This is a genomic window from Pigmentiphaga sp. CHJ604 (assembly GCF_036972535.1).
GTDB lineage: Bacteria > Pseudomonadota > Gammaproteobacteria > Burkholderiales > Burkholderiaceae_B > Pigmentiphaga > Pigmentiphaga daeguensis.
Window position 1 is genome coordinate 2,005,791 of the sequence record NZ_CP136998.1, and the last position, 25,199, is coordinate 2,030,989.

Sequence of the window (25,199 nt, forward strand, 5' to 3'; positions counted from 1 at the left end):
CGGACGGTTTCCGGGCGTGGTCGATGTTTGCGAGGGTCGGTCGACGTGGCACAGTTTTTCTCGGTTCATCCTCAGAATCCCCAACTGCGCCTGCTCAAGCAGGCGGTGCAGCTGATCCGCGCCGGCGGGCTGGTGGCCATCCCCACCGATTCCAGCTATGCCCTGGTGGCGCCGCTGGACGACAAGCATGCCGCCGAGGCGCTTCGGCGCCTGCGTGGCGTGGACGAGCGGCACCACCTGACGGTGCTGTGCCGTGACCTGGCCGAGATCGGCCAGTTCGCCCACGTCGACAACCAGCAATACCGGTTGCTGAAGGCCGCCACGCCCGGCCCCTGGACGTTCATCCTCGAGGCCACGCGCGAGGTGCCGCGCCGGCTGTCCCACCCTTCGCGCAAGACCATAGGCATACGCGTGCCGGACCATCCGATCGCGCTGTGCCTGCTGGAGGAAATGGGCGCGCCGCTGTTGTCCAGCACGCTGATTCCCGCCAACGAGGACGAGCCGCTCAACGACGCCGAGCAGATACGCGAGCGCTACGAACATGAACTGGCGGCGGTGGTCGATGGGGGCGCCTGTCCCTTCGAACCGACCACCGTGGTGGACCTGACCGGCCCGGAGCCGGAGGTCGTGCGCCGTGGCCGGGGCGACCCCGCCACCCTCGGCATCGCGGGGTAATCCCCGGTCCGGAAAAGCGCATGGCCGTCGCCGGACGGCCATGCTCTGCCGCTACAATGCCGCGATGGATTCCATCATTCAGACAATCGCGGTCTATGCGATCCCGTTGATCTTCGCCATTACCCTGCACGAGGCCGCCCACGGATACGTGGCGCGCATGTTCGGGGACGATACGGCCACCCAGGCCGGGCGCGTGACGCTCAATCCGATCAAGCACATCGATCCGATCGGCACCCTGCTGGTGCCGGCGGTCATCCTGCTGACCAGCAAGCTGCTGGGCGGGGCGGGCCTGCTGTTCGGCTGGGCCAAGCCCGTGCCCGTCGACTTCGGCCGCCTGCGCCGGCCCAAGCAGGACATGCTGTGGGTGGCCGCCGCCGGCCCCGGCATCAACCTCGTCATGGCCATCATCTGGGCGGTAGGGCTCAAGCTCATGGTCCAGTCCGGCGTGGACGAGACCTTCTTCGTCGCCATGGCGGTGGCGGGCGTACAGGTCAACCTGATGCTGATGGCCCTGAACCTCCTGCCCATTCCGCCACTGGATGGCGGCCGCATCGTCTTCAGCCTGCTGCCGCACGGCCTGGCGTGGAAATACTCCAAGATCGAGCCCTACGGCATGATGATCCTGCTCGTGCTGCTGATGACCGGCATGCTGGGCTTCCTGGTCCAGCCCATGCTCGCCCTGGGTGACGCCATCGTTCGATTGTTTCTGTGACCCCCCCCTACGCGCTGACGCGCGCCCCCCAGGGGGCGAAACCGGCGGACCGGCGGAGCCGGATCCGCGGTTTCCTGGGAGGCGCGCGCGGCGTAGGAGCGAGCCTCTACAGGCGGTATACTCCATTGATTTCCCTTTTCGTCGTCCCGTTTCGGGTCACCCTGGCAGCGTATGGCAACCACATCTCGCACTCCTATTGAAGGCAGCATCGTCGCAATCGTCACTCCGATGCAGCCAGACGGGAAGCTCGATTTCGAGGCCTTCCGGGCTTTGCTCGACTGGCACCTGGCTGAGGGCACCGATGGCTTCGTGGTGGTGGGAACGACGGGCGAATCGCCGACCGTGTCGGTGGACGAGCATGTCGAACTGATCCGCTTTGCCGTCCAGCACGTGGCGGGCCGCGCGCCGGTCATCGCCGGTACCGGCGCCAACTCCACGGCGGAAGCCATCGAGCTGACCGAGGCGGCCAAGAAGGTCGGCGCCGATGCCGGCCTGTCCGTGGTGCCTTACTACAACCGTCCCACGCAGGAAGGCCTGTACCGGCACTTCAAGACCATCGCCGAGGCGGTCGACCTGCCCATGATCCTGTACAACGTGCCGGGCCGCACCGGCTGCGACATGGCGGGCGAGACCACGGTGCGCCTGGCGCAGGTGCCCGGCATCGTCGGCCTGAAGGACGCCACGGGCGATATCGGCCGGGGCGCGTTGCTGCTTGGCCAGGTACCCGAGGGTTTCGCGATCTACAGCGGCGACGATCCCACGGCGGCGGCGCTGATGCTGCTGGGGGCCCGGGGCAACATCTCGGTCACCGCGAACGTCACGCCGCGCCTGATGCATGAGCTTTGCGTGGCGGCCTTGGCCGGCGATGCCCGCCTGGCCGCCCGGATCAATCAGCGCCTGGCGCTGCTGAACCGCAACCTCTTCCTCGAACCCAATCCCATTCCCGTCAAGTGGGCCCTGGCCCGGATGGGACGCACGGCGCTGGGATATCGCCTGCCCATGACCGAACTCGGCGCGCAGCACCACGCTGCGGTGCGCGAGGCGCTCAAGGCGGCCGGTGTCGAGATCTGAACCCCACACGCCCCCCATGTTTCGCCCCGACATGACCCGCCGGACCCCGCATGGGCCGGCGGTGGCTTCAGGAGTTACCCATCAATGAATGCAGTTCGTACGAGTTTGCCGCGCGTGGCGGTCCTGCCGGCGCTGATTTCCCTGTCCGTGCTGTTCGCGGGTTGCAGCAGCGTCAACCAGTTGCTGGGCAAGGAAGAGTCCATCGACTACAAGAGCGCATCCAAGCCGCCCTCGGCCAAGCTGGAAGTGCCTCCCGACCTGACGCAGCTTCCCACCGACAACCGGTTCCAGATCCCCTCCCAGACCTCTTCCGGGTCGACGCCGCCGGCGCCCTCGACCACGACCTTCTCCAGCTACTCCACGGCCCAGCCTGAAACCCGGCAGCCGGCCGCCAGCAACGTGCTGCCCGAGCGTTCGGACATGCGCGTGGAACGCGATGGCGACCAGCGCTGGCTGGTGGTCGTCGATCGCTCGCCCGAGCAGCTCTATCCGGTCGTGCGCCAGTTCTGGCAGGACCTGGGCTTCCTGATGCGCGAAGACCTGCCCCAGGCCGGCGTGATGGAAACCGATTGGGCCGAGAACAGGGCGAAGATCCCGCAGGACTTCATCCGCAACACCATCGGCAAGGTCTTCGATTCGCTGTGGTCCACCGGCGAACGCGACATGTTCCGCACCCGCCTCGAGCGCGTGGGCAACAGCACCGAGATCTACATCAGCCATCGCGGCGCGGTCGAGGTGCTGACCGGCGCGGAGAAGAGCCAGACCACCTGGACCTCGCGTCCCAACGACCCGGGCCTGGAAGCAGAAATGCTGAGCCGCCTGATGGTCCGCCTGGGCGCCGATTTCGACCGTGCCAAGGCGGCCGTGACCAATGCGGCGCCCGTGGCCACCGGCGCGGCGCCGCAACTGGTGACCGGCTCGGGCGACACCGGTGCCCTGCAGATCGCCGAGCCGTTCGATCGTGCCTGGCGCCGCGTGGGCCTGGCCCTGGACCGTGGCGGCTTCACCGTCGAGGACCGCAACCGCGCCGAGGGTGTCTACTACGTCCGCTACGTCGATACCGACGCGGCCAGCACCGACAGCAAGCCGGGCTTCTTCGGCCGCCTGTTCGGACGCGGCAGCGACAAGCCCGAGACCCGTCCGCAGTACCGCGTGAAACTGGTCACCTCCAATGACCGTACCCAGGTCACCGTGCTGAACGCGCAGGGGGCGCCCGAGAACACCGCCACCGGCCGGCGTATCCTGAACGTCCTGTCCAACCAGCTGAAGTAATGGTTGGGGTCGGCCATGAGTCCCGTCTGATCCAGGGCGCCGCGGATCCGGCTTTGCCGGTCCGCCAGCGCCGCCCCCTGGAGGGGGAGCGGTCGCAGGCCGCCCGGGGGTGGATTTCCTAGGTGGGCTTCATGCGCTATACGAGTCTTGGCAGCGGCAGCGAGGGCAATGCCCTCGTCGTCGAGGCCAGGGAAGGGCTGTCGGTGACCCGCGTCATGATCGATTGCGGGTTCGGGTTGAGGGAGGTCGAAAGGCGCCTGCTCGGCCGTGGCATCGAGCCTTCATCCCTGAACGGCATCCTGGTGACGCACGAGCATGGCGACCACATCGGCGGCGTGTTCCGCCTGGCCCGCCGCCATGGCATTCCGGTGCATCTGACCACGGGCACGCGTGCGGCCGTTGCCGCCCGCATCCCCGAAGGCATGACCGCCGTCTGCTGCGACAGCCACACCGCCTTTGCCATCGGCGGCTTGCGCGTGCAGCCGTTTCCGGTGCCCCACGACGCCCGCGAGCCGGTGCAGTATGTGCTGGACGACGGCCAGTGGCGGCTGGGCGTGCTGACGGACCTGGGCGAGGGCACGCCGCACGTTCACCGGACGCTGTCCGGCTGCGATGCCTTGGTGCTGGAATGCAATCATTGCCCGGACATGCTGGCGCGCAGCGATTACCCCGTTTCGCTGAAATACCGGATAGCCGGCCGCTACGGCCACCTGTCGAATGCGGCGGCGGCCGACATCCTGCGCGTGATGGACCGGTCGCGCCTGAAGTTCCTGCACGCGGCGCATCTGAGCAAGAAAAACAATGTGCCGGAACTGGCGCGCTCGGCGCTTGCGCCGATATTGGGTTGGCAGCCCCAGGAGATCGGCGTGGCGGACCAGGACACCGGGTTCGATTGGGTGACGCTGAGTCAATGAGAAAAGCCCGCAGTTCATAACTACGGGCTTTTTCTTGGCCGCGCATGCGGCCGTCGATTGGCAGGAACCCGGAGCCGGCGGGGCCGGCCGGGTTTCCGCATTCGACTTACTGCTGCTGGGCGGGAGCCGGGGCGGCAGGGGCCTGGTCGGCCGGAGCGGCGGGCTCGGCGGGAGCCGGAGCAGCGGGTTCGGCCGGGGCGGGGGCGGGCTCAGCCGGGGTGGTGGCGGCGGGAGGGGTCGACTCGGCGGGGGCCGGAGCGGTTTCTTCCTTCTTGCCGCAAGCCGACAGAGCGATTGCCAGCAGCGAGGCCAGGAGCAGGGTCTTCTTCATGATCTCTTTTCCTTTGAGGTGTCAGTCGTAATACACAAACCAGAAATAGCGCTATTTCCCGTTATTACCCAAACAAGGGCTGCTGTGTCTGCCGTTATTCGAGCACGGGTAAATTCTATCAGCGTCTCTAGGTATTTTCCATGGTGGAAGCTGGAAGTAAGATTTGCGTAAGCAATTTGTGTATCCGATTGGTCAATAATGTGCGCAAGGGTTTCGGTTTGTGGTTTTTGACGCAACATTTCGACCCGCCGCGCCGGGAATTTCCCGCGCAGTCAGAGCTTGCGCAACTGATCGAGCAGCGTGGCGATGGCTTCTTCATTGCGCTTGTAGAACACCCATTGCCCGATGCGCCGGGTCGTGACGAGACCGGCGCGCTGCAGGGTGGCCAGGTGGGCGGAAACGGTCGACTGGGACAGGCCGCAACGTTCGAACATTCCGGCGCAGACGCCGACTTCGAGCGGGTGTTCCTGCCCCGCGAAATGGCGTTCGGGCTCCTTGAGCCACTGCAGAATGTCGCGTCGCACCGGATGCGCCAGCGCCTTGATGGTGGCGTCGAGATCCATGGCGGAAGACTGAATGGGCGAAGAATATCGCCATGGATCGAATTATAGATCGCCAGTCTCCGATATGCCTGCCGGCATGGGGATTCCGAGCGGGAGGCGAGCGTGGCGGGGCGCCTGCAAGTACTATCTGCACCCATGATGAAACGTCAATCCGCGATGGCCGTGGTCCTGGCGGGGGCCTGGCTGGTGCTGGTGCTGGCCGGAGCCGTCGTGCTGTATCGCCAGGCGCTGGACCGGTTGCGCGCGGACCTGGACGGCGCGGCCGACGCCGTGGCCGGGCTCGTGTCGCAGCGTATCGCGCAGCACGACGCCCACCTGACCAGCATGGCGGCGCTGGCGCAGCGATCGGACCGAATCCTGCTCGAGGAGATCAGGCAGGTGGCGGGCGCCATCCGCGCTTTCTATCCACGCATCGAAGGAGTGGACCTGATCGGTTGGGAACAACCGTCGTCCCAGGCTGGCTGGCGCACGCTGGTGTCCAGCCGCCGGTCGGGCCTCCCGCCCCTGGAGCCGCAACGCCTGGGCGCGGTGATCGCCGCGGCCCAGCCGGGGCGGCCGGTCAGCACGGTGCCGGAGCCGGGCCAGCCCCGCTATCTGCTGGTCAAGCGATTGCCCCCCGCGGCGGGTCAACTGGCGCTGGTGCTGACCGTAGACCTGGCCGAGCTGGTCGCGGCCGATGAATTGCCCATGGGGACGCGGCTGGCCCTGCGCCTGGACGGGGCGGCGGCCGGGATCGACCATGGCGCGGCCCCGCCACGGAAGGGGCTGCATCCGCCCGCCATGGCGGCGGTACGCATGCTGGAAAACGCCGGCCAGCCCATCATGCTGCGGCTGTCCCGCCATCCGGGGTGGGGCGACCTGGCACTGGGCCGGCCGCTGGCCCTGTTGGTCCTGGTGTCCCTGGCGCTGCTGGCGCTGGCGGCCTTGCTGGCCGTGCAGCGGCTCCGTGCCGTGCAGGCACGGGGCGATGCCGAGCGGGCCCGCCAGGCCGGTCGGCTGAGCAAGCAGGAAGCCACCCTGGCGCACGCGGCGAGGGTCAATGCGATGGGAGAAATGGCCTCGGGAATCGCGCACGAGCTGAACCAGCCGCTGACCGCGCTGCTCAGCCAGAGCCAGGCCGCGCTGCGCCTTGCCGGCCTGCCCGGTACGGAGCCGGACGCCATGCGCCGCGTGCTGGAAGCCAACGTGCAGCAGGCCCGCCGGGCCGCGGACATCCTGGCCCGCATGCGCGCTTACGTCGGCGCCCACCCGCCGGCGGCGCAGGCTTGCGACCTGGGCGAGGTGGCGGCCGACATGGTGGCGCTGATGGGAGCGGACCTGTCGGCCCGCGGCGTGCGGCTTGAAACGCAGGCGACCCAGCCGGCGCCCGTCGCGTGGGTGGACCGGGTGCAGGCGGGGCAGGTCATGTACAACCTGATCCGCAACGCCGCCGATGCGCTGGCCGTGGTTCCGCTGGAAAGGCGGCGCATCGTGCTGAGCCTCGACGAGAGCGAGGGCATGGCCCGCATCGTGGTCAGCGACGACGGCCCGGGCGTGGCGCCGGACATGCTGCCGCACGTCTTCGAGCCCTTCCGTTCCGACAAGGCGGACGGCATGGGGCTGGGCCTGGCCATTTGCGAGAGCATCGTCCACCATTTCGACGGCAGCATCTCGGCGGCCAACCGGCCCCAGGGCGGTGCCCGGTTCACCGTGCTGCTGCCGCTGGCCAGGGACCGGCGAACCCCACAGGAGCCCACGGCGTGACCTCCCAACCCCCCGTCTATCTGGTCGACGACGACCGCGCCGTGCGCGACGCGGTGGCGCTGTTGCTGTCCACGTATGGCCTGCGCGTGGAGACCTTCGCCCATCCGCTGGATTTCTTGTCCCGCCAGCCGGAGCTGGAGCCGGGCTGCATCGTGCTGGACTTGCGCATGCCGGCCATCACGGGCCTGCAACTGCAGCAGAAGCTCCAGGAGTCGGGTTGCGGCTGGCCCATCGTCCTGCTGACCGGCCATGGCGACATGCAGGCATGCCGGCGAGCCTTCAAGGCGGGGGCGGTGGATTTCCTGAGCAAGCCGGTGGACGAGCACGTGCTGATGGAGGCGATCAACGCCGCCTTTGCCGCGCTGGCCCGCTATCGCGAGCAGGACGAGCAGCGCGCCTTGCTCGCGCGCCTGACCGAGCGCGAGCGCCAGGTCCTGGCGCTGGTGGCGCAGGGCTATGCCACCAAGGAGATCGCCGCGGCGCTGGAGCTGTCTCCGCGCACGGTGGAGACCCATCGCGCCCATATCTCCGAGAAGATAGGCAGTACGTCGGTGGTCGAGTTCGCCCGCCTGGCGCAGGCCAGCCAGGAGCCGGGACCGGGAGGGCATCCGTAGGGCTACGGATGCCGGTGCGTAGCGGGCACGATGGGCGGCCGGCCTGCGCGCCGGCACACTGCGGGTGTCGATTCCACAGGAGGAAAAAACGATGTCCCGTCTGCTCAAGACCCTGTTCGTCCTGGCGGCCTGCGCCGGTTCCAGCGCCTACGCGCAAACGCCCGCGTCGCTGACGCTGTCCCAGGCCACCGAGCTGGCCCAGGCCGCCGTGCAAGCCTGCGCGGCCAAGAACTACCAGGTCGCCGCCACCGTGGTCGATCGCGGCGGCAACGTGCTGGCCATGCTGCGGTCCGACCTGTCCGGCCCGCACACCGCCGATGCCTCGCGCCGCAAGGCCTATACCTCGCTGACGATGCGCGCTCCCACCTCGGCGCTGGCCAATGCCATCGAGAACAACCCCGGCGCGCGCCAACTGGTGGCGATCAACGACTTCCTGATCCTGGCGGGCGGCGTGCCCATCAAGGTCGGCAACGACACCATCGGCGCGATCGGCGTCGGCGGCGCGCCGGGCGGCAACCTGGACGAGGAATGCATCAACGTCGCGCTGGCCGCGCGCAAGTAGGCAAGATTGGCGGGCCCTGGCTTCAGGAGTCGTAGCGAAGCCAACCCGCTTCCAGCCACTCCTGCAGGGCCGCGCGTTCGCCGTCGTCCGGCTTCGCCGAGACGCACGCCAGGCGGCGCAGGTCCGCCAGTCCACGAAGGGCCGGGGTCGCATCGACCTCGGCCCTTTCGCCGTTGATGAACAGCATCCGTCCCCGGTGGATCATCAGCGTGCGGCGATCCAGCACCAGTTCGCCCGATGACGGCCAGTCCGCTTCCAGGTCGGGCAGCGTCGCGGGGTCGGGAGCATCGAACACGACCTCCGGCTTGGGCTCGGTCAACCAGCGGCCCAGGTAGCGTGCGGCCAGCGCGGCGTCGAACTTCACCGCCGATACGGCGGCCAGCGCGGCCTCGACCATGGCCTCGGGCAGGGCCGCGGGCTGCCTTGCCGCGGGCTGGCCGGCGTCCTTGTAGTGACCCCGCAGCGCCGACGGCAGGCGCTCGGTCAGAGATTCGGACGCGAACTCCAGCATGCCGCGCGCCAGTTCGGCCAGCGACGGCGAGCGGAAACCGATGGAAATCGTCATGCAGTCGTCGCCTTCGGCGATGCCGTCGTGGGCGTAGGCGGGCGGCAGGTACAGCATGTCGCCCGCTTCCAGCACGAACTCCTCGGTGGGCTCGAAACGGCGCAGCACCTTGAGCGGCGCGTCCGGATCCAGCTCCAGGTCGCGCTGGCGGCCGATGCGCCAGCGCCGGCGTCCGCTGGCCTGCAGCAGGAACACGTCGTAGCTGTCGAAGTGCGGACCGACGCCGCCGCGGTCGGTGGCGACGCTGATCATCACGTCGTCCAGCCGCGCATCGGGAATGAAGCGGAACGGCGCCATCAGGTTGGCCGCCGCGTCGTCGTGCAGGTTCACGCCCTGGACCAGCAGCGTCCATTCCGGTTCGCGCGCGGAGGGCAGCCGCCCGAACGGGCCGTGCTCCATCTGCCACGCGCCTTGCTCGCGCCACACCAGCCGGGATTCGACGTCGTCGCGGCGGGCCAGCCGCTTGACCTGGGCGATGGAGAGCGGCGGCCGGAAATTCTCGAAGGCGCCGCGTATCAACAGCGGCTTGCGCTGCCAGTGGCGCTGCATGAACCGGGATGGCGAGAGGCCGCCCAGGAGGCGGGTGGGAAGGTCGGGTGTCATGGGAATGCTTTGCGTCCGGGAGGGGCGGGGCCAGCCTGTAGAATGAAAGGCCATCCAACGTATACGGGAAACCAAGATTATGACCGCTTCCAACAGCGATCCGTCCCTGGCCGTCGGCGAGAATACCGTCGTCACGGTCGAGTTCTGGATCATGAGCACGGACGGGGAAGCGCTCGATGACAGCGGTGGCCCCGTGAGCTTCCTCTATCGCGGGCTCGACAGCCTGCTGCCCCGCCTGGACGACGGCCTGGAGGGCAAGACCGCCGGTTTCGAGCAGACTTTCCACCTCGAGCCGAGCGACGCGTTCGGCGACTACGACCCGGAACTGCTGCGGGTCGAACCGCGTTCGCGCTTTCCGGAGCCGATCGAGGTGGGCATGCAGTTCGAAGGCGTGCCTGGCGATACCGGGGACGACGAGGAAACCGAGGTCGAGCCCGACGACGGCGAGGGCGACGAGAACGCGCTGATCTTCTCCGTCACGGACCTGACCGACGACAAGGTGGTGCTCGACGCCAACCATCCCTACGCGGGCATGGCGCTGCGCGTACGGATCAAGCTGCTGGAGGTCCGCCCGGCCGACCAGGAGGAGATCGAGCAAGGGTACGCCGACAGCGAGGACGAGAGCGACGATGTCCTGGACGCGCTGATCGAGGCCCGCCGCAATCCCGGCACCCTGCATTGAGCCGCCGCGTCCGGCGTTAGCGGGGCTGCGGGGGGCGCAGCACCGTGTTGGCGTTTTCTATCCGGAAGACATCCCGGTTGCCCGGCTCCACGCTCACCTTGAGCCAATGAGCGGGCCCGGGGGCGGCCGGCATCGCGACGCGCGCGACGTTCTGCAGGGTCTTGCCGTTGAACTTGACCGGGTGATCCGCCAGGGCATGGCCGGGCCGATGCCGGTCGGGCGACGTGCCGCCGCCGTGCACGACCAGGACCTGGCCGGCATATTTGGAGGCCAGCCGGGCCAGGTCGGTCTTGAGCGTGGCGTAGGGATCCACGCCGCCGGCCACGGTGTGCCGGCCCTCGAAATGCGGGTCGGCGGAAAAGGCCAGGACCAGGCCGCGCGCCTTGAGCCGCGTGGCGGCGGCGAAGGCCTGCCGCAGCCACGAGGCATCGGCCTGGATCCTTTCCTCGTATTCGCCGTTGCGCCCGGCTCCCGTGCGGTAATTGTTCTGGTTGCCCGGGATGTTCAGCGTGACGAACAGTACGTCTCCGTATTCCCAGCGCGCGTTCTCGGGATAGCCGCGGAAGCGGGCGGTCTCGCTCTGGCGCTGCAGGTCCAGCTTGAGCATGCCCAGCGAATCGTCCGGATCGAAAAACAGCTCGCGCAGCCGGTTCAGGCGTTCGACGGGCCCGAACTGCCCGGCGGCGGGGCGGTCGCACTCGGCCCAGTCGTTTTCGCCCGGAACCAGCACCAGCGGGACGGGACTGCCGTCCAGCAGCGCGTGCCGGCGGGCATAGGTCTTGTCGTCGCAGCGCTCGTCGCGGCCCTTGATGTTGCCGGTATGGATGGCCAGGTCGGTCTCGGTGCCGAACTGCGCCAGCGCCTGGGCAACGGCCGCTTCCTCGCCGTCATGCGCGGGCACCCCGCCCAGCAGGGCGAAGGCAAAACCATGGCGGGCCGCATAGCCCGATTCGGCGTTGGTGGCGGCCGCCGCCGGCGCCATGGACGCGCACGCCAGTGCCGCCGCCAGCAGAAAGCGGGGCCAGGAAAGCGGGCGTGGCGGCGTGGCGGTCATTGCGGCTGGGCCAGGCTCTTGAGCCGGTAGAGTTCATCCAGCGCCTCGCGCGGGCTGAGGCGGTCCGGGTCGATGCCATCGAGTGCGTCCCGCACGGCCTCCATGGCGTGATCCCGTGCCTGCTCCATTTCCTGCGCCTGGGCCGCCTCGTCTTGCGGCGGCGCGAACAGCGCCATCTGCGGGACCTGGGCTCCCTGCGTCTCCAGCTTCTCCAGCTCGCGCCGCGCCATGCGCACGACCGCGGCGGGAATGCCCGCGCGCTGCGCGACCTGGATGCCGTAGCTGCGGCTGGCGGGGCCTTCGCGCACCTCGTGCAGGAACACGATTCCCTTGTGCGACTCCGCCGCGGCCAGGTGGACGTTGGCGACCTCGGGGCGTACCGAGGGCAGGCGCGTCAGTTCGAAATAGTGCGTGGCGAATAGGGTCAGCGCGCGATTCTGCGATACGAGCTGGAAGGCGATCGCCCAGGCCAGCGCAAGGCCGTCGTAGGTCGAGGTGCCGCGGCCGATCTCGTCCATCAGCACCAGGCTGTCGGACGTGCTGGATGCCAGGATGGCGGCGGCCTCGATCATCTCCATCATGAAGGTGGAGCGTCCGCCCGCCAGGTCGTCGGCGGCGCCGATGCGGGTGAAGATGCGATCGATGCGGCCGATGCGCGCAGCCCGCGCCGGCACGAAGCTGCCGATGCGCGCCAGCAGCACGATCAGCGCGGTCTGCCGCATGTAGGTCGATTTACCGCCCATGTTGGGACCGGTGATCAGCAGCATGCGCCGGGTCTGCGCCAGCCGGCAATCGTTGGGCGTGAAGCGCTCGATGACCCGTTCCACGACCGGATGGCGGCCCTGTTCGATATGGATCTCGGCCGTATCCAGCAGCTCGGGCGCGACCCAGTCGTTGTTGCGGGCATGGAAGGCGAGGGCGGCCAGCACGTCGATCTCGGCCAGCGCCGCGGCCGTTCGCGTCAGCGCGCGCACGTGCGGCGCCAGCGTGTCCAGCAATTGCTCGTACAGCCATTTCTCGCGCGCCAGCGCGCGGTCCTGGGCGGACAGGATCTTGTCTTCCCAGGTCTTGAGTTCGGGAGTGATGTAGCGTTCGGCGTTCTTGAGCGTCTGGCGGCGGCGGTAGTCGTCGGGGACCTTGTCGGTCTGGCCGCGCGTGACCTCGATGAAAAAACCGTGCACCCGGTTGAACTCCACGCGCAGGTTGGCGATGCCCGTGCGTTCCCGCTCGCGTTTCTCCAATTGCACCAGGAAGTCGCCGCTGTGCGATTCCAGCGCGCGCAGTTCGTCGAGCTCGGCATCGAAGCCTGCGGCGAGCACGCCGCCGTCGCGCACATTGACGCCCGGTTCGGCGGCGATGGCGCGCGCCAGCAGCTCGCCGATGGCGGGATCGGGCGCGAGCTGGGCTGCCAGTTCGGGCAGCCGCGCCTGGGGATCGGCCGACAGCATCGAGCCTTCGCCGGCCAGGCGCAGTACCATGGCGTGCAGCCCAGGCAGCAGCGCCAGCGCATCGCGCAGGCTGGCCAGCTCCCGCGGCCGCACCGAGCGCAGGGCCACCCGCGCGGAGATGCGCTCCACATCGGGAAGCGGCGCCAGCGCGTCCTGCAGCAGGCGCGGATCGCCGCCATCGAGCAAGGTCTCGATGGCGCGCAGGCGGGCCGCCGCAGGGGCGTTGTCGCGCAGCGGGTGGTGCAGCCAGCGGCGCAGCAGCCGGCTGCCCATGGGCGTCTGGCAGTGGTCCAGCACCGAGAACAGCGTGGGGGACTCTTCGCCGCGCAGGGTTTCGGTCAACTCCAGGTTGCGGCGGGTGACGGGATCGAGCAGCACGTACTGGCTGGCGCGATCGGCGGTCAGCTGCTGCACGTGCGCCAGCGCCTGGGACTGCGTGTTCGAGACATAGCGCAACAGCGCGCCGGCCGCGCAGATCGCCTCGGGCATGTCCTCGACGTCGAATCCGGCCAGCGAGTCCGTGCCGAAGTGGTTCAGCAATTGCTGGCGGGCACCGCTGGTTTCGAAGTGCCAGACCGGAACCGGGCTGATGGGGGCGCTGAAATCGACCGGCAGCGGCTGGCCTTCTGCCAGGATCACTTCCGCCGGCGCGATGCGGTGCAGCTCGCTCGCCAGCAGGGTGGGCGCGCATTCGGTCAATCGGAATTCACCGCTGGCCAGGTTCAGCCAGGCGATGCCCACGCGGCCGGTCTTGCCGTTGCCCGGCTGGACCGCGGCGACGGCGCGGTCGGCCTTGGCCGGAAGCAGGGCCTCGTCGGTCAGCGTGCCGGGCGTCACGATGCGGACGATCCGGCGTTCCACCGGTCCCTTGGACGTGGCGGGATCGCCGATCTGCTCGCAGATCGCGACCGATTCGCCCAGCTTGACCAGCCTGCCCAGGTATTGTTCGACGGCATGGAATGGCACGCCCGCCATCCGTATGGGCACGCCATTGGAGGCGCCGCGGGTGGTGAGCGTCAGGTTCAACAGACGCGAGGCCTTTTCCGCGTCGTCGTAGAACAGCTCGTAGAAATCGCCCATGCGGTAGAACAGCAGCAGAGGGCCGGCTTCGGCCTTCAGGCGGAGATACTGCTGCATCATGGGGGTGTGTGCGCTGGTATCCGATTCTTTCATTAAAAATCAATAAGTTCGTGAGGCGCTGGATGAGAGCAATGGACAACTTTGACCAGGTTCTACTGGAAAGCGGAGTGCTGTCCCTGCCAAATATGGCATTGTAGTGAGGGCTGTCGACTACCAGCGAGTATGAGACAGATTGCCACGGATCGATTGTAGGAGATGGAGTCAAGTTGTAAACTAGTCAGATGACTAGTCTTTTATGGGGTGCTGCATCATGAAAAGCTGGGCCATACAGGACGCAAAGGCGCGCTTCAGCGAGTTTCTTGAGGCGTGTCTCTCGGAGGGACCGCAGATGGTGACCAAGCGTGGAGCCGAAGCCGCGGTGCTCGTCCCCGCCGCCGAATGGAAACGCCTGCGTGCAGCGGCCAAGCCGTCGTTGAAGGAACTGCTGCTTTCGGATACCGCACGTACGGAGTGCCTCGTGCCGCCACGTGGGGCGGCACGGCGCCGACGCATTGCGCCTATTCGCTGAGCGCGCCGCATGTATCTGCTGGACACTAACGTCATTTCCGAATTGCGACGGCCGCGCCCGCATGGCGCCGTCGTCGCCTGGCTCCGGTCCATTGCCGATGGCGACCTTTATCTGTCTGCGGTCACGTTGGGAGAGATTGAGGCCGGCATCGAACTGACGCGCGACCAGGATCCGGACAAGGCCGACGAAATCGCTCGCTGGGCCGATCTGGTGGCTGCCTCGTACAACGTCCTGCCCATGGATGCGGAAACCTTCAGGCGCTGGGCGCGACTGATGCACCGGCGCTCCGACACGCTGTATGAGGATGCGATGATTGCTGCCACCGCGCAGCAGCACCAACTGGTAGTGGTGACACGCAACGCCGGCGATTTCGCTCCCTTTGGGGTGGAGGTTTTCAATCCGTTCGAGGCGAAGGCGGGGTGACTTCCAGCGGGATCGTCCGCAGCGCGTCGATGGGCAGATCGATCCCGAAATGTTCACGCAGCGCCGCCTGGAGCGCCTGCGGGCCGTCCAGTTCCTGTTCCCGGGCATGGCCGTCGGCCGCGCGGAATTTCAGGACCTTGCCGGACAAGGTCACCCGGCGACCCTTGGGCAGTACACGCGCCGCTGTGAGTCCTTGCAGGAAGTGCGAAGCGGGATGCGTGCTGGTGTACCAGTTCGCCACCTCGCGGTCGACCATGGGCATGTCCTCGCCGGTGAACTCGTAGACGTCGACCCACTGGCCGGCATGCTGCACCTGGTGGTACCACCTGCCGTCCTCGCGCACCAGGCGCCGCTCGTCGTGGGACGTGGCCTGGATCAGGCCATCCTCCAGGCGCAGGGCGCGCGTGAGCGAGGTCGCGCCGACGCCGACATCGGTGATCCAGTCCTGCCCGTCCAGGGTCACCGCCAGCGTCAGGTGCGTGCGTTGAACCATGATGCTGCGATCGGTCGTGCCCAGGCGCACTCGCGCCGCCAGGGGGCGCGCGGCAAAGCCCAGCTGCGCGAGCAGTTCCAGGAACAGGCCGTTCAGCTCGAAGCAATAGCCGCCGCGGCGCGCGGTGACGAGCTTGTCGTACAGGCGCTGGGGTTCGAGGTGGATGGGCCGGCGCAGCAGCACGTCCAGGTTCTCGAACGGAATGGATTGCGAGTGGGCGCTGGTCAGCGCGTCCAGCGTCGCGAGGGAAGGGGCCGTGGAGCCCTGGTATCCGAGCCGTGCCAGGTACGCGTCGATGTCGAACGTATTGCCCACCGGGTCTCCTTGTCGAGTCAGGCGGATGCCGCCTTCTGGAAGAAGACTAACAGGAGTAGCGCCGCGGCGAGTATCCAAACCGCGATGAACACGGCCGCGGCCACCCGGCTGACCGGCCGGCTCGACATGTCCGCGGCCGACCGCCTGAATTCGGCCATCAGGCCGGCGGGGATGAGGCGCACCACCAGCAGGATGCCGAGCGGAACGATGATGAGGTCGTCCAGGTATCCCAGCACGGGGATGAAGTCGGGAATGAGGTCGATGGGGGAGACCGCATAGGCGGCCACCAGCAGGGCGAGCACCTTGGCCATCCAGGGGGTGCGGGGATCCCGGGCCGCCAGCCAGACCGCGACGACGTCCTGCTTGATGCGCCGGGCCCACTGCTTCATCCGCTTGATCATGGCGCGTGTCCAGGCGTCACTTCATGTAGGACCGCACGGCGGCCACGACTTCTTCCAGGTCGGCCGCGCGGACGTCGGCGGGTACGTCGGCACGGCCCAGGTGTTCGCGGATGTGCCCTTCCAGCACCTCGGCCATCAGCCCGTTCACCGCGCCACGTATCGCGGCGATCTGCTGCAGGATCGCCACGCAGCCGGCTTCCTGGGTGAGGGCGGTCTCCAGGGCCGCGGCCTGTCCCTTGATCCGGCGCACGCGCGTCAGGAGCTGCTTCTGGTTGTGGAGGGTGTGTGCCATGGATGGCCGTCGCCTTTCATTGGAACTATACTGGGGTATAGTATATACACGATACACCGGAACGGGCCGCATCATGTCGACATCCCTCATTTCCCAGGATTGGACCCACAGTCACGTCTTCGACGAAGGCAATCCCCTGGCCGAACGCAACACCCGCCGGGCGGTGCTGCTCACGGCGGCGATGATGGTCGCCGAGATCGTGGGCGGCTACATGTTCAATTCGATGGCGTTGCTGGCCGACGGGTGGCACATGAGTTCCCACGCCGTGGCGCTGGGCCTGGCGGTGCTGGCCTACGGCGCGGCACGGCGCTACGCGAACGACGGACGCTTTGCGTTCGGGACCTGGAAGATCGAAGTGCTGGGCGGTTATACGAGCGCGCTGTTCCTGGCCGGCGTGGCCGCGCTGATGCTCTACGAATCCGTCCAGCGGCTGATGTCCCCCGCGACGATCCACTACGATCAAGCCATCGCCATCGCGGCCGTCGGCCTGCTCGTCAATCTCGCCTGCGCGTGGCTGTTGAAGGACGGGCATCACGGACACGATCACGGCCACGGACATGACCATCATCATGGGCATGACCACGACCACGAGCACGGCAGCGACCTGAACCTGCGTTCGGCCTACCTGCACGTCGTGGCCGATGCCGCCACGTCGGTGCTGGCCATCATCGCGCTGTTCGGCGGCAAGCTATGGGGGGCGGCCTGGCTGGATCCGGTCATGGGCATCGTCGGCGCCGGCCTGGTCGCCGTCTGGGCGTACGGCCTGCTGCGGGCCTCGGGAAAAGTCCTGCTCGATGCGGAAATGGATGCGCCCGTCGTGGCCGAGATCCGCGAGGTGGTCGCGGCCTGCCCGTTCAAGGCGACGATCACGGATCTCCACGTCTGGCGGGTCGGCAAGGGCAAGTATGCCTGCATCCTGGGTATCGTGACCGATACGCCGGCCACGCCTTCCTATTTCCGGGAAGCCTTGGCCATCCACGAGGAACTGGTCCACGTCACCGTGGAGGTCAATCGCATGCCGACCGTTCCGGCGGGCGCCAATCTGGCGTGAACAGGCCCTAATGGTCGTGAGCGCCTTCCTCTTCATCATCGTGAGGGGCGACGCCTTCGCGTGATTTCTTCAGCCATGCCTTGCCCTGTTCAAGGTCGATGGGAACGAGGTCACCTTCGAGGTAGGCCCGTCCCAGCCTGGCCTGGGCCACCGGGTTGCCCGCCTGGGCCGCGCGTTCCAGCCAGGCGACCGCTGTACGCGTATCCCTGGCGACTCCCCGGCCCGCCGCATAGGCCTGGTACAGGGCGTACTGGGACTTGGGGGAGCAGCGGTCATTCCCGGAGGCGGCCAACCGATGCCACTTGAATGCTTCCTTGTCGTCCCGCGGAGCGCCTCCCAGTCCCTGCCCATAGAAATCGCCCAGCATGCATTGCGCGATCACCGATCCGCCCGCCGCCGCCTTGCGGAACAGGCGGAACGCCTGGGAAAGATCCTTGGGTACGCGGTCGTTGCCGTTGTAGTACATGAAGGCAAGATCGACCTGCGCAGGGCCGTGCCCAAGCTCGGCAGCCTTGCTCATGTAGCCGAAAGACTTCTGGCGATCAAGCGCCGCGCCGGTCAGGCCACCGTAATGGCGTGCCATTTCGTATGCCGCCGCGGCATCGTCGCCGGGCCGCGCGCCGGGAATGTCTCCCCCGGCCGCTACGGCAAGCCATCCGCCCAGGACCAGCCACGCGGCCATGCGCGCGGGCACGGCCGTTTCTCGCGGCCGTGGCCCTGTCCCGTCGACGGCCTTAGCGGAAGGCATCGGCGACGTTGGCCGGCACGACGATCTCGCTCGCCGGCGTAAGCGACAGCGTGACTGTCCGGCCCTTGGCGACCCTGGCCAGGACGGCTTGTGCCTCGGCTAGGCTGTTCAGGCGCTGGGTCCGCAGGTACTCGGGCGGGTGGAAGGTGCCCGTGGCCGCATGCACCGATTCGACCGGACCGCCGTCATAGGTGATCTCGGTGCCCATACCCGGACTTGCCTGCTTGTATCCTGGGGGGATGTAGCCCTTGTATGTGCTGTCCTGCACGTCGACTGCAACCTGGACGTAGAAGCCGCCAGGGTCGTTCACGTAGCTGTCCGTCGGGATCACGATGCCATTGGCCAGCAGCGGGATCGACGGGTTCTTGTTCTGGGCGCCGACGAAGCCCTGGATGATTTTCCCTTCGTCAAGCAGTGTCGCCCGGACGTTGGCCAGGCCCGCTTCCCGGCCAGGCTTGAAGGGGCCCGAGGTCTCTATGCTCTTGTACGAGCGGTTGGCTTCATCGCTGGCCCGGTACGAGGCCACCGAGCGACGTTTCTCCAATTGGTTGGCGAATTCGCTCGTGATCTTGCCGCCGCCCAGGACCGGCGCATCGTAGACCCTGGAGGTCATCGCCTCCATCATCGTGAGTTGCTTTCCGGCGTTGGCCGGATCCCGGTTGTAGGCCTTGAGCGCCTGGTAGACCTCGACGATGGGATACTGATTGGTATGCTGCGGCGCCACGAAATCCACTTCGACGGTGCTCTGCAGGTAGCTGAAGCCGTGCTGGAAGGACAGGCGGCGCCAACCGTTGGCGGCAGTCGGGGAGTTCAGGCCGTTGAAGCCATACCCGCCGTGATAGCCGAAGGTGTAGAACTTGCCGTCTGCCGGATTCTTCACGCGAAAGAGCATGTTGGTGGACCCCGGCGTGTGGCCGGGCGACCAGATCACCATGATCTTCACGTTGCCGAAGTCGTACCACCGGTCGTAGTCGTAGAACTTGTTGGTGCGGGCACGCAGGGCGGTTTCCGATTCGGGCAGGGCGCCGGGGATGTCCCACGCGTTGCCTTGCAGGTCGCTCTTGACGCCCGCCACGTCCTCTTTCGACGCCCAGACGTCCATGGTCTTGCCGGCGTTGTCCATCATCTTGAGCTGCTCGACGGCCGTGCCGTAGTGGTCGGCGTGGCCATGCGTGAGCCACAGGTCGGTGACCGACCGGGGGTCTATCCCCACCAGCTCCATGTTCTTCCAGTATTGGTAGCCGCTGTTGGGCCAGCCCGCGTCGATCTTGATGACCTTGTCGTCGGAGGTGTCCGCGGTCCCCATGTCGGCCTTCAGCACGTACGAGGCCACTTCGTTGTCGCCGACGTAGTACATGGTGTTCTTCACCATCTCGAACGGCTCGGTGCTGCGGCTGTAGGGCGCGGAGGATACCGAGGTCGCGTTGATGGCCACGTAGGGCAGGCCTGAAACCGGATCGATGCCCTTGTCCCCCAGCATGGGGCTTTGCGTGGGAACGTCCCAGGTGGGTTTGCCATCGGATTTGGAGGGCGGGGTGAAGTACCAGATCGCCACGACCTTGGCGCGATCCGCGTTCAAGTAGTTGTCGTCGAACAGCAGATATGCGGCCTGGCGCGAGGTGGTGCCATAGTGGTAGTCGGCGGTGACGGGGATGGCGCCGAACGTGGACGTCTCGCTTTTGGCGTAGTCCTCGGTGTTGACGTTGAAGACCCTTGCATCGGAAGCGACGGTGTAGGTTTCCTCGTAGCGCTTGATCGGCTTGGCATACGCCCGGCCCGCCTGGTCCGCGGTGACTGTCGTGCCGTCGCCGACCGTGATGGTCGACCCGGTCTTGCCGTAGACCCATCCGGCGGCCACCATGGGCCCCGGGGCGCCGTCGTTGCGGGTGACCGCCGCGCCGTACTTCTGCAGGTTGAACTGGGCAGCCGACGACGAGCCCTTGGACAGGATCACGTTGAAGGCAGGCGAACCGTCCTCGGGCACGATGACGGTACCGGCCGGGGATGCGAGCCAGTCCACGAGATTGCCCGGCACGAGCCCGTCCTTGATCGCCGCCGCACGTTCCGGCGTGCTGGGGGCGGTGGACAGCGTCTTCAGGCCCGTCTGCGTCAGGATGGTGACGTGTACGGTCTGCCTGCCGCCGGAATCGGTTTCCAGATGGGGAAGGCCTTGGACCAGGCCGGCCGTTCGGAACGAAACCGTCGCTCCCGGCGGACCCGGGCGCACGGGACCTGCGCTTCCGTCGTCGCCCCCGCCACAGCCAGCCAGAAGGGCCGCGGCGATGAACGCCGGCAGCAGTTTTCCTGCCTGTCGCGATGCAGTGCTCATCTTGCTTGTCTCCTTGGTGTTCTTGTGCAAGTCGGAATGATTGGCCGCCCCGGCGGCTTTCTTCAGCGGACCAGGCAGGGTTTCTTGTTGTCGAACCTCCAGCCCGGTATCAGGTACTGCATGGCCATGGCATCGTCGCGTGCGCCCAGGCCGTGCCGTTTGTAGAGTTGGTGCGCCTGCTCGACCGCGTCCATGTCGAGTTCGATGCCCAGCCCGGGAGCCTGGGGCAGTTCGATGCGGCCGCCGCGGATCTGCAGCGGATTGCGCGTCAGATTCTGGCCGTCCTGCCATATCCAGTGCGTGTCGAGCGCGGTGACCCGGCCCGGCGCGGCCGCTCCCACGTGGGTGAACATCGCCAGCGAGATGTCGAAATGATTGTTGGAATGCGAGCCCCAGGTCAGGCCGAACGCCTGGCAGGCCTGGGCGACGCGCACCGAGCCCTGCAGGGTCCAGAAGTGCGGATCGGCAAGGGGAATGTCGACGGATTGCAGCGACAGGGCGTGTGCCATTTCACGCCAGTCGGTGGCGACCATGTTGGTGGCCGTGGGCAGTCCGGTTGCCCGCCGGAACTCGGCCATGGTCTCGCGGCCGGAGTACGTGCCCTCGGCGCCGCAGGGGTCCTCCGCATAGGCCATCACGCCATGCATGTCGCGGCACAGGCGGATGGCGTCGCGCAGCAGCCAGCCGCCATTGGGATCGAGCGTGATGCGCGCCCTGGGAAAGCGTTCATGCAGGGCGTGGATGGCCTCGATCTCTTCCTCGCCGCGCAGCGCTCCGCCCTTGAGCTTGAAGTCCTCGAATCCATAGCGCCGATAGGCGGCTTCGGCCAGCCCGACGATGGCCTCGGGCGTCAGCGCCTTTTCGTGCCGCAGGCGCAGCCAGTCGTCCGCTTCCTCCGGAGCGCTGGCGTAGGGCAGCGGGGTTTGCGCGCGGTCGCCCACGTAGAACAGGTAGCCCAGCATCTGCACCGACGTGCGTTGTATGCCTTCGCCCAGCAGCGCGGCCACCGGCACCTCCAGGTGCTGGCCCAGCAGATCGAGCAGCGCCGATTCGACAGCCGTGACGGCGTGGATGGCAACGCGCAGGTCGAACGTCTGGTGCCCGCGGCCCGCGTCGTCGCGGCCAGCGAAGGTATTGCGCATCCGGTTGAGCGTGTCGGTATAGCGGCCGATGGAGCTGCCGACGATGAAGTCGCGCGCGTCTTCCAGCGTCGCGCGGATGTTCTCGCCGCCCGGTACTTCGCCCACGCCGGTATGGCCGGCGCTGTCGGTCAGGATGACCAGGTTGCGGGTGAAGTAGGGCGCATGGGCACCGCTGAGGTTGAGCAGCATGGAGTCGCGGCCGGCCACCGGAACCACCCGCATGCGGGTGACGGTGGGCGTGTGTCCGGCTGGCGGGAAAGCAGAAGGCATGATCGTTTCCGGGGCGGTCGCGTTATTGGATGGAGATGTTTCCGGTCTCGATCACTTCCTTCCAGCGCGCGCTTTCCTGCCGTTGGAAGCGTGTGAACTCATCGCTCGAGTTCGCCACGACTTCCAGGCCGACGTCGGTGAAAGGCTTGCTGACGGCGGGATCCTTGATGGCGTCGGTCAGCGCGGCCGAGATCTGGTTGCGCAGGTCGGCCGGCAATCCCTTGGGCGCGACGACGGCTTGCCAGGAATAGACTACCAGGCCGGGCACCGCCGCTTCGGCGAAGGTGGGCACGTCGGGCAGCACCTGCGAGCGGGTGTTGCCCGTGACGGCGATGGCCTTGAGCTTGCCGGCCTTGATGTGGGGCAGTACGGCGTTGACGTTCTGGAACGACATGTCGACCTGGTTGCCCAGCAGGTCGGCGATGGCGGGCGCGCCGCCCTTGTACGGAACGTGCAGTCCCTTCGTCCCGGTTTTCTGCCAGAACAGTTCCGCGGTCAGGTGGTCCGACGAGCCCGCCCCCGAGGTGGCGAAGCTGACCGCCCCCGGCCGGGACCGGAGCAGCGAGAGGACATCCTGGACGTTGCCCACCTTGGGCGCCAGGGAAGGGCTGACCACCAGGACATTGGGGGCCTGCACGGCGACGGTAAGGTAGGTGAAGTCCTTGGCCGGAGCATAGGGCAGGTCCTTCATCAGGTGTTCCGCGACGACCAGCGGCGCGAGCGAGGTGACCATGAGCGTGTAGCCGTCCGGCACCGCGCGGGCGACCTGCGCGGCCCCTATGGTGCCGGTGGCGCCGGCCTTGTTCTCGACCACGAAGGATTGCTTGAGCCGTTCCTGCAGCTTGTTGGCGACGGCACGCGCCACCGAGTCCGTCGCGCCGCCCGGCGGGAAGGGGACCACCATGGTCACCGGCTTGTCGGGCCAGGCGTGGGCTGCGCCGGAGGCTGCCGCCAGGGCCATCCCGATTATCCATGCGCGTGCTTTGGCGTTCATGTCGTCTCCGTATTCTTGTGAATGTTAACGTTACCAATCCGGGATGTCAGCGTTGTTCATGACTTGTTAACGTTAACATCCGCGTGGGCAGAATGTATGATCCCGGGCCGTGGAGACGCCATAGGTGGAAACCCAGGTCCCGTGGATCGCTATCGGCGGGCGCGCCGGGTTAGCCTTTCGTCTCATGTCCTACCCGTACCGCCGCCACGCCGCCGATGTCTGCCTCCGTTCGTAAGCCTGCCTCTGTTTCCGACCAGCCGGCCGAGCGGGCGCGGGTGACCGTGCGCGAAGTGGCCCAGGCGGCCGGCGTCTCGATGATCACCGTATCGCGTGCCATCAATACGCCGCAGCAGGTTTCCCCGGCCACGCTGGAGAAGGTCAATGCCGCCATCGCGGCGCTGGGCTACGTGCCGAATCTGATGGCGGGCGCGCTGCGGCTGTCGCGCAGCCATCTGGTGACCGTGCTGGTGCCGTCGGTCGCGGGGTCCTTGTTCGCGGGCATGCTGACGGCCCTGACGGAGTCGCTCGATGCGCGGGGCTACCAGCTCATGGTGGGGCAGAGCGGCTACGACGTACCGCGCGAGGACGCGCTGCTGCGGGCCATCATCGGCCGTCGCCCCGACGGCATCGTGCTGACCGGCGTCATGCATTCGCCGCAGGGGCGCCGCCTGCTCCAGGCTTCCGGCATCCCCGTCGTCGAGACCTGGGACACCACGGCCACGCCCATCGACATGCTGTTGAGCGTGTCGCACGAGCAGATCGGCGCGGCCGTCAGCCGTTATCTGTTCGAGGCCGGCAAGACCCGTCTGGCGGTGTTGAGCGGGGATGACGAGCGGGCGCACCTGCGCGCCGCGAGCTACGTGCGTGCGGCGCTCGCAATGGGCCTGCCCGAGCCCGTCGCGCTTTATCTGCCCGCGCCGACCACGCATGCGCAGGGACGCGAGGGCCTGCGCGCGCTGCGGCGCAGCGGCAAGGACATCGACGGCGTCTTCTGCACATCCGACCTGATGGCGGCGGGCGTCCTTACCGAGGCCATGGTGCAGGGCGTGGACGTGCCCGGACAACTGGCCGTCGTCGGTTTCGGCGACATGGATATCGCCGCGTCGATGTCGCCTTCCATCACCTCGGTGCACGTGGACGGGGCCGCGATCGGGGCCAAGGCCGCGGAAATGATCGCGGCCCGCGCCGGCGGACAGCGGCCGGCGGCATCCATCGTCGAGATCGGCTTCCGCATCGTCGCGCGCGAAAGCGCCTGACGGGTTCCGGCCGCGTCCGGGAATCGCGTCGATTAAACTTCCGGCCGATCCGCGATGAAGGTTTGCATGGACATAGAAATCAACGAAGAACTGCGGGCTTACATCGATCCGCTGAGCGAAGACGAGTACGCCGCGCTGGAGGGCAGCCTGCTGGCCGAAGGGTGCCGCGATGCGCTGGTGCTGTGGGGCAACGTGCTGGTCGATGGGCACAACCGCTACGGCATATGCAGGAAGCACGGCATCGAATTCCGGACCGTGCAGAACACGACGTTCCGTTCGATGGATGACGTGCGGCTCTGGATGATAGACAACCACCTGGGCCGGCGCAGCATTTCCGACTACCAGCGGGGCGTGCTGGCCTTGCGCAAGAAGGACATCCTGCAGGCGCGGGCGGCCGCCGCACCGGCCCCCGCCGCGCCGGCGGACGCCGCCGAGACGCCGCCCACGCGGGATGGCGGCGCGCCCGCCGAGCCGGCACGGCCTGCGATGGCGACGCGCGAGGCGGTGGCCCGGGCCGCCCGGCTCAGCACGGCCACCGTCGGCCAGATCGAGAAGATACAGAAAGCGGCCGCGCCCGAACTCGTGGCCGCGGTCAAGTCGGGCACCATCTCCATCAGCGCGGCGGCGGCCGTCGCCACGCTGCCGGCCGAGGAGCAGGTCGTGGCCGTGGCTGGCGGCAAGGACGAGCTGCGGCGCGCGGCGCGCCAGGTGCGCGAAAAGAAGGCCAGGGCCCGTCCGGCGGATGAGCCGGCGGCGGCCGGGGGCGGGGAAGGGGAGGACGACCTGCCGCCCGAGAGTACCGATGTGGCAGAGCTCCAGGGCCTGGTGCGCGCACTCAGGGCCGAGAATGCCGACTTGAAGCGGAAGGTGGCGAATCTGACCGTGGCGCTGAAGGAAGCGCGCGGCGCGAAGGCCGAGAGCGGCATGTAACCAAGGGTTCCCGCGTCATTTACAGAGCTTACATGTAGATTACACGTCCCGAACACTCTCCGCCGTATGCTCGCCCCGCGTTCACGCTTTACCGAAAG

The 25,199-nt window shown here is 67.6% G+C and carries 25 protein-coding genes and 1 pseudogene; 14 read left to right on the top strand and 12 right to left on the bottom strand.

Features of this window, described 5'->3' with window-relative positions; genetic code table 11:
* The first annotated feature begins 45 nt into the window (after positions 1-45).
* The 5 genes from R4823_RS09690 to R4823_RS09710 all read left to right on the top strand — a co-directional run bounded on the left by R4823_RS09690 (position 46) and on the right by R4823_RS09710 (position 4,644).
* Positions 46-675, top strand: a complete 630-nt coding sequence (locus tag R4823_RS09690) for an L-threonylcarbamoyladenylate synthase (RefSeq protein WP_087841790.1) — start codon at positions 46-48, stop codon at positions 673-675.
* A gap of 64 nt (positions 676-739) precedes the next feature.
* Positions 740-1,387: a site-2 protease family protein gene (locus R4823_RS09695; RefSeq protein WP_279813847.1), complete on the top strand. Its 648-nt coding sequence runs from the start codon at positions 740-742 to the stop codon at positions 1,385-1,387.
* 171 nt (positions 1,388-1,558) lie between these two features.
* Positions 1,559-2,458 carry a 4-hydroxy-tetrahydrodipicolinate synthase gene (gene dapA, locus R4823_RS09700; RefSeq protein ID WP_087841789.1) on the top strand — a complete coding sequence of 300 codons (900 nt, stop codon included), beginning with the start codon at positions 1,559-1,561 and terminating at the stop codon, positions 2,456-2,458.
* Between the two features lie 84 nt (positions 2,459-2,542).
* Positions 2,543-3,730, top strand: a complete 1,188-nt coding sequence (gene bamC, locus R4823_RS09705; RefSeq protein WP_087841788.1) for an outer membrane protein assembly factor BamC — start codon at positions 2,543-2,545, stop codon at positions 3,728-3,730.
* Between the two features lie 131 nt (positions 3,731-3,861).
* Entirely contained in the window at positions 3,862-4,644 is a 783-nt protein-coding gene (locus R4823_RS09710; protein WP_279813852.1) for an MBL fold metallo-hydrolase, read from the top strand.
* Between the two features lie 106 nt (positions 4,645-4,750).
* Here R4823_RS09710 and R4823_RS09715 read toward each other — a convergent pair whose 3' ends face one another.
* Positions 4,751-4,975 carry a hypothetical protein gene (locus R4823_RS09715; protein ID WP_087841787.1) on the bottom strand — a complete coding sequence of 75 codons (225 nt, stop codon included), beginning with the start codon at positions 4,973-4,975 and terminating at the stop codon, positions 4,751-4,753.
* Positions 4,976-5,247: 272 nt separating this feature from the next.
* Positions 5,248-5,538, bottom strand: coding sequence for a metalloregulator ArsR/SmtB family transcription factor (locus tag R4823_RS09720; protein WP_087841786.1), 291 nt, complete (start codon positions 5,536-5,538; stop codon positions 5,248-5,250).
* Positions 5,539-5,676: 138 nt separating this feature from the next.
* On the opposite strand from R4823_RS09720, the gene R4823_RS09725 reads away from it, so the two are divergent.
* The 3 genes from R4823_RS09725 (at position 5,677) to R4823_RS09735 (ending at position 8,457) form a co-directional block, all read left to right on the top strand.
* Positions 5,677-7,281 carry an ATP-binding protein gene (locus R4823_RS09725; RefSeq protein ID WP_338618487.1) on the top strand — a complete coding sequence of 535 codons (1,605 nt, stop codon included), beginning with the start codon at positions 5,677-5,679 and terminating at the stop codon, positions 7,279-7,281.
* Positions 7,278-7,895, top strand: coding sequence for a response regulator (locus R4823_RS09730; RefSeq protein WP_132980413.1), 618 nt, complete (start codon positions 7,278-7,280; stop codon positions 7,893-7,895). The genes R4823_RS09725 and R4823_RS09730 overlap by 4 nt, the downstream gene beginning before the upstream one ends.
* A 91-nt stretch (positions 7,896-7,986) precedes the next feature.
* Positions 7,987-8,457 (top strand): heme-binding protein, encoded by a 471-nt coding sequence (locus R4823_RS09735; RefSeq protein WP_087841783.1) that lies wholly within the window; start codon positions 7,987-7,989, stop codon positions 8,455-8,457.
* A 22-nt stretch (positions 8,458-8,479) separates the two neighbouring features.
* Here R4823_RS09735 and R4823_RS09740 read toward each other — a convergent pair whose 3' ends face one another.
* Positions 8,480-9,625: a cupin domain-containing protein gene (locus R4823_RS09740; RefSeq protein WP_338618488.1), complete on the bottom strand. Its 1,146-nt coding sequence runs from the start codon at positions 9,623-9,625 to the stop codon at positions 8,480-8,482.
* A gap of 79 nt (positions 9,626-9,704) precedes the next feature.
* Here R4823_RS09740 and R4823_RS09745 point away from each other — a divergent pair, with 79 nt between their 5' ends.
* Positions 9,705-10,307, top strand: coding sequence for a peptidylprolyl isomerase (locus R4823_RS09745; protein ID WP_243724628.1), 603 nt, complete (start codon positions 9,705-9,707; stop codon positions 10,305-10,307).
* A 16-nt stretch (positions 10,308-10,323) separates the two neighbouring features.
* Here the strand turns inward: R4823_RS09745 and R4823_RS09750 are convergent, their stop codons facing one another.
* Positions 10,324-11,361 (bottom strand): hypothetical protein, encoded by a 1,038-nt coding sequence (locus R4823_RS09750; protein ID WP_338618489.1) that lies wholly within the window; start codon positions 11,359-11,361, stop codon positions 10,324-10,326.
* Positions 11,358-13,949 (bottom strand): DNA mismatch repair protein MutS, encoded by a 2,592-nt coding sequence (gene mutS / locus R4823_RS09755; RefSeq protein ID WP_087841780.1) that lies wholly within the window; start codon positions 13,947-13,949, stop codon positions 11,358-11,360. The genes R4823_RS09750 and mutS overlap by 4 nt, the downstream gene beginning before the upstream one ends.
* 250 nt (positions 13,950-14,199) lie before the next feature.
* On the opposite strand from mutS, the gene R4823_RS09760 reads away from it, so the two are divergent.
* Both R4823_RS09760 and R4823_RS09765 read left to right on the top strand, forming a co-directional pair.
* Complete coding sequence (locus R4823_RS09760; protein ID WP_087841819.1) at positions 14,200-14,457, top strand: type II toxin-antitoxin system Phd/YefM family antitoxin; 258 nt, start codon at positions 14,200-14,202, stop codon at positions 14,455-14,457.
* A 9-nt stretch (positions 14,458-14,466) separates the two neighbouring features.
* On the top strand, positions 14,467-14,880 hold the full coding sequence (locus tag R4823_RS09765; RefSeq protein WP_087841779.1) for a type II toxin-antitoxin system VapC family toxin: 414 nt from the start codon (positions 14,467-14,469) through the stop codon (positions 14,878-14,880).
* Here R4823_RS09765 and R4823_RS09770 read toward each other — a convergent pair.
* The 3 genes and pseudogenes from R4823_RS09770 to R4823_RS09780 form a co-directional block, all read right to left on the bottom strand.
* Positions 14,852-15,688, bottom strand: a complete 837-nt coding sequence (locus tag R4823_RS09770; RefSeq protein WP_087841778.1) for an arylamine N-acetyltransferase — start codon at positions 15,686-15,688, stop codon at positions 14,852-14,854. The genes R4823_RS09765 and R4823_RS09770 overlap by 29 nt on opposite strands.
* A 17-nt stretch (positions 15,689-15,705) precedes the next feature.
* Positions 15,706-16,080: pseudogene (locus R4823_RS09775) on the bottom strand (YkvA family protein); the annotation flags it as partial.
* A gap of 25 nt (positions 16,081-16,105) precedes the next feature.
* Complete coding sequence (locus R4823_RS09780; protein ID WP_087841777.1) at positions 16,106-16,381, bottom strand: metal/formaldehyde-sensitive transcriptional repressor; 276 nt, start codon at positions 16,379-16,381, stop codon at positions 16,106-16,108.
* Between the two features lie 73 nt (positions 16,382-16,454).
* Between R4823_RS09780 and dmeF the strand changes: the two genes are divergently transcribed.
* Positions 16,455-17,432, top strand: coding sequence for a CDF family Co(II)/Ni(II) efflux transporter DmeF (dmeF, locus tag R4823_RS09785; RefSeq protein ID WP_338618490.1), 978 nt, complete (start codon positions 16,455-16,457; stop codon positions 17,430-17,432).
* A gap of 7 nt (positions 17,433-17,439) precedes the next feature.
* Here dmeF and R4823_RS09790 read toward each other — a convergent pair whose 3' ends face one another.
* The 4 genes from R4823_RS09790 to R4823_RS09805 form a co-directional block, all read right to left on the bottom strand.
* The gene (locus tag R4823_RS09790) at positions 17,440-18,126 is read right to left on the bottom strand and encodes a tetratricopeptide repeat protein (protein WP_279813881.1); all 687 of its coding nucleotides are present in this window, start codon (positions 18,124-18,126) and stop codon (positions 17,440-17,442) included.
* 40 nt (positions 18,127-18,166) lie between these two features.
* Positions 18,167-20,509 (bottom strand): MBL fold metallo-hydrolase, encoded by a 2,343-nt coding sequence (locus tag R4823_RS09795; RefSeq protein WP_338618493.1) that lies wholly within the window; start codon positions 20,507-20,509, stop codon positions 18,167-18,169.
* A gap of 62 nt (positions 20,510-20,571) precedes the next feature.
* A complete protein-coding gene (gene gudD, locus R4823_RS09800) occupies positions 20,572-21,921 on the bottom strand; it encodes a glucarate dehydratase (protein WP_087841773.1) in 1,350 nt (449 codons plus the stop codon).
* Between the two features lie 22 nt (positions 21,922-21,943).
* Positions 21,944-22,915: a tripartite tricarboxylate transporter substrate binding protein gene (locus R4823_RS09805; RefSeq protein ID WP_087841772.1), complete on the bottom strand. Its 972-nt coding sequence runs from the start codon at positions 22,913-22,915 to the stop codon at positions 21,944-21,946.
* A 215-nt stretch (positions 22,916-23,130) separates the two neighbouring features.
* Between R4823_RS09805 and R4823_RS09810 the strand changes: the two genes are divergently transcribed.
* Both R4823_RS09810 and R4823_RS09815 read left to right on the top strand, forming a co-directional pair.
* On the top strand, positions 23,131-24,171 hold the full coding sequence (locus R4823_RS09810; protein WP_087841771.1) for a LacI family DNA-binding transcriptional regulator: 1,041 nt from the start codon (positions 23,131-23,133) through the stop codon (positions 24,169-24,171).
* Positions 24,172-24,237: 66 nt separating this feature from the next.
* Entirely contained in the window at positions 24,238-25,101 is an 864-nt protein-coding gene (locus R4823_RS09815; RefSeq protein WP_279813895.1) for a hypothetical protein, read from the top strand.
* Positions 25,102-25,199 lie beyond the last annotated feature (98 nt).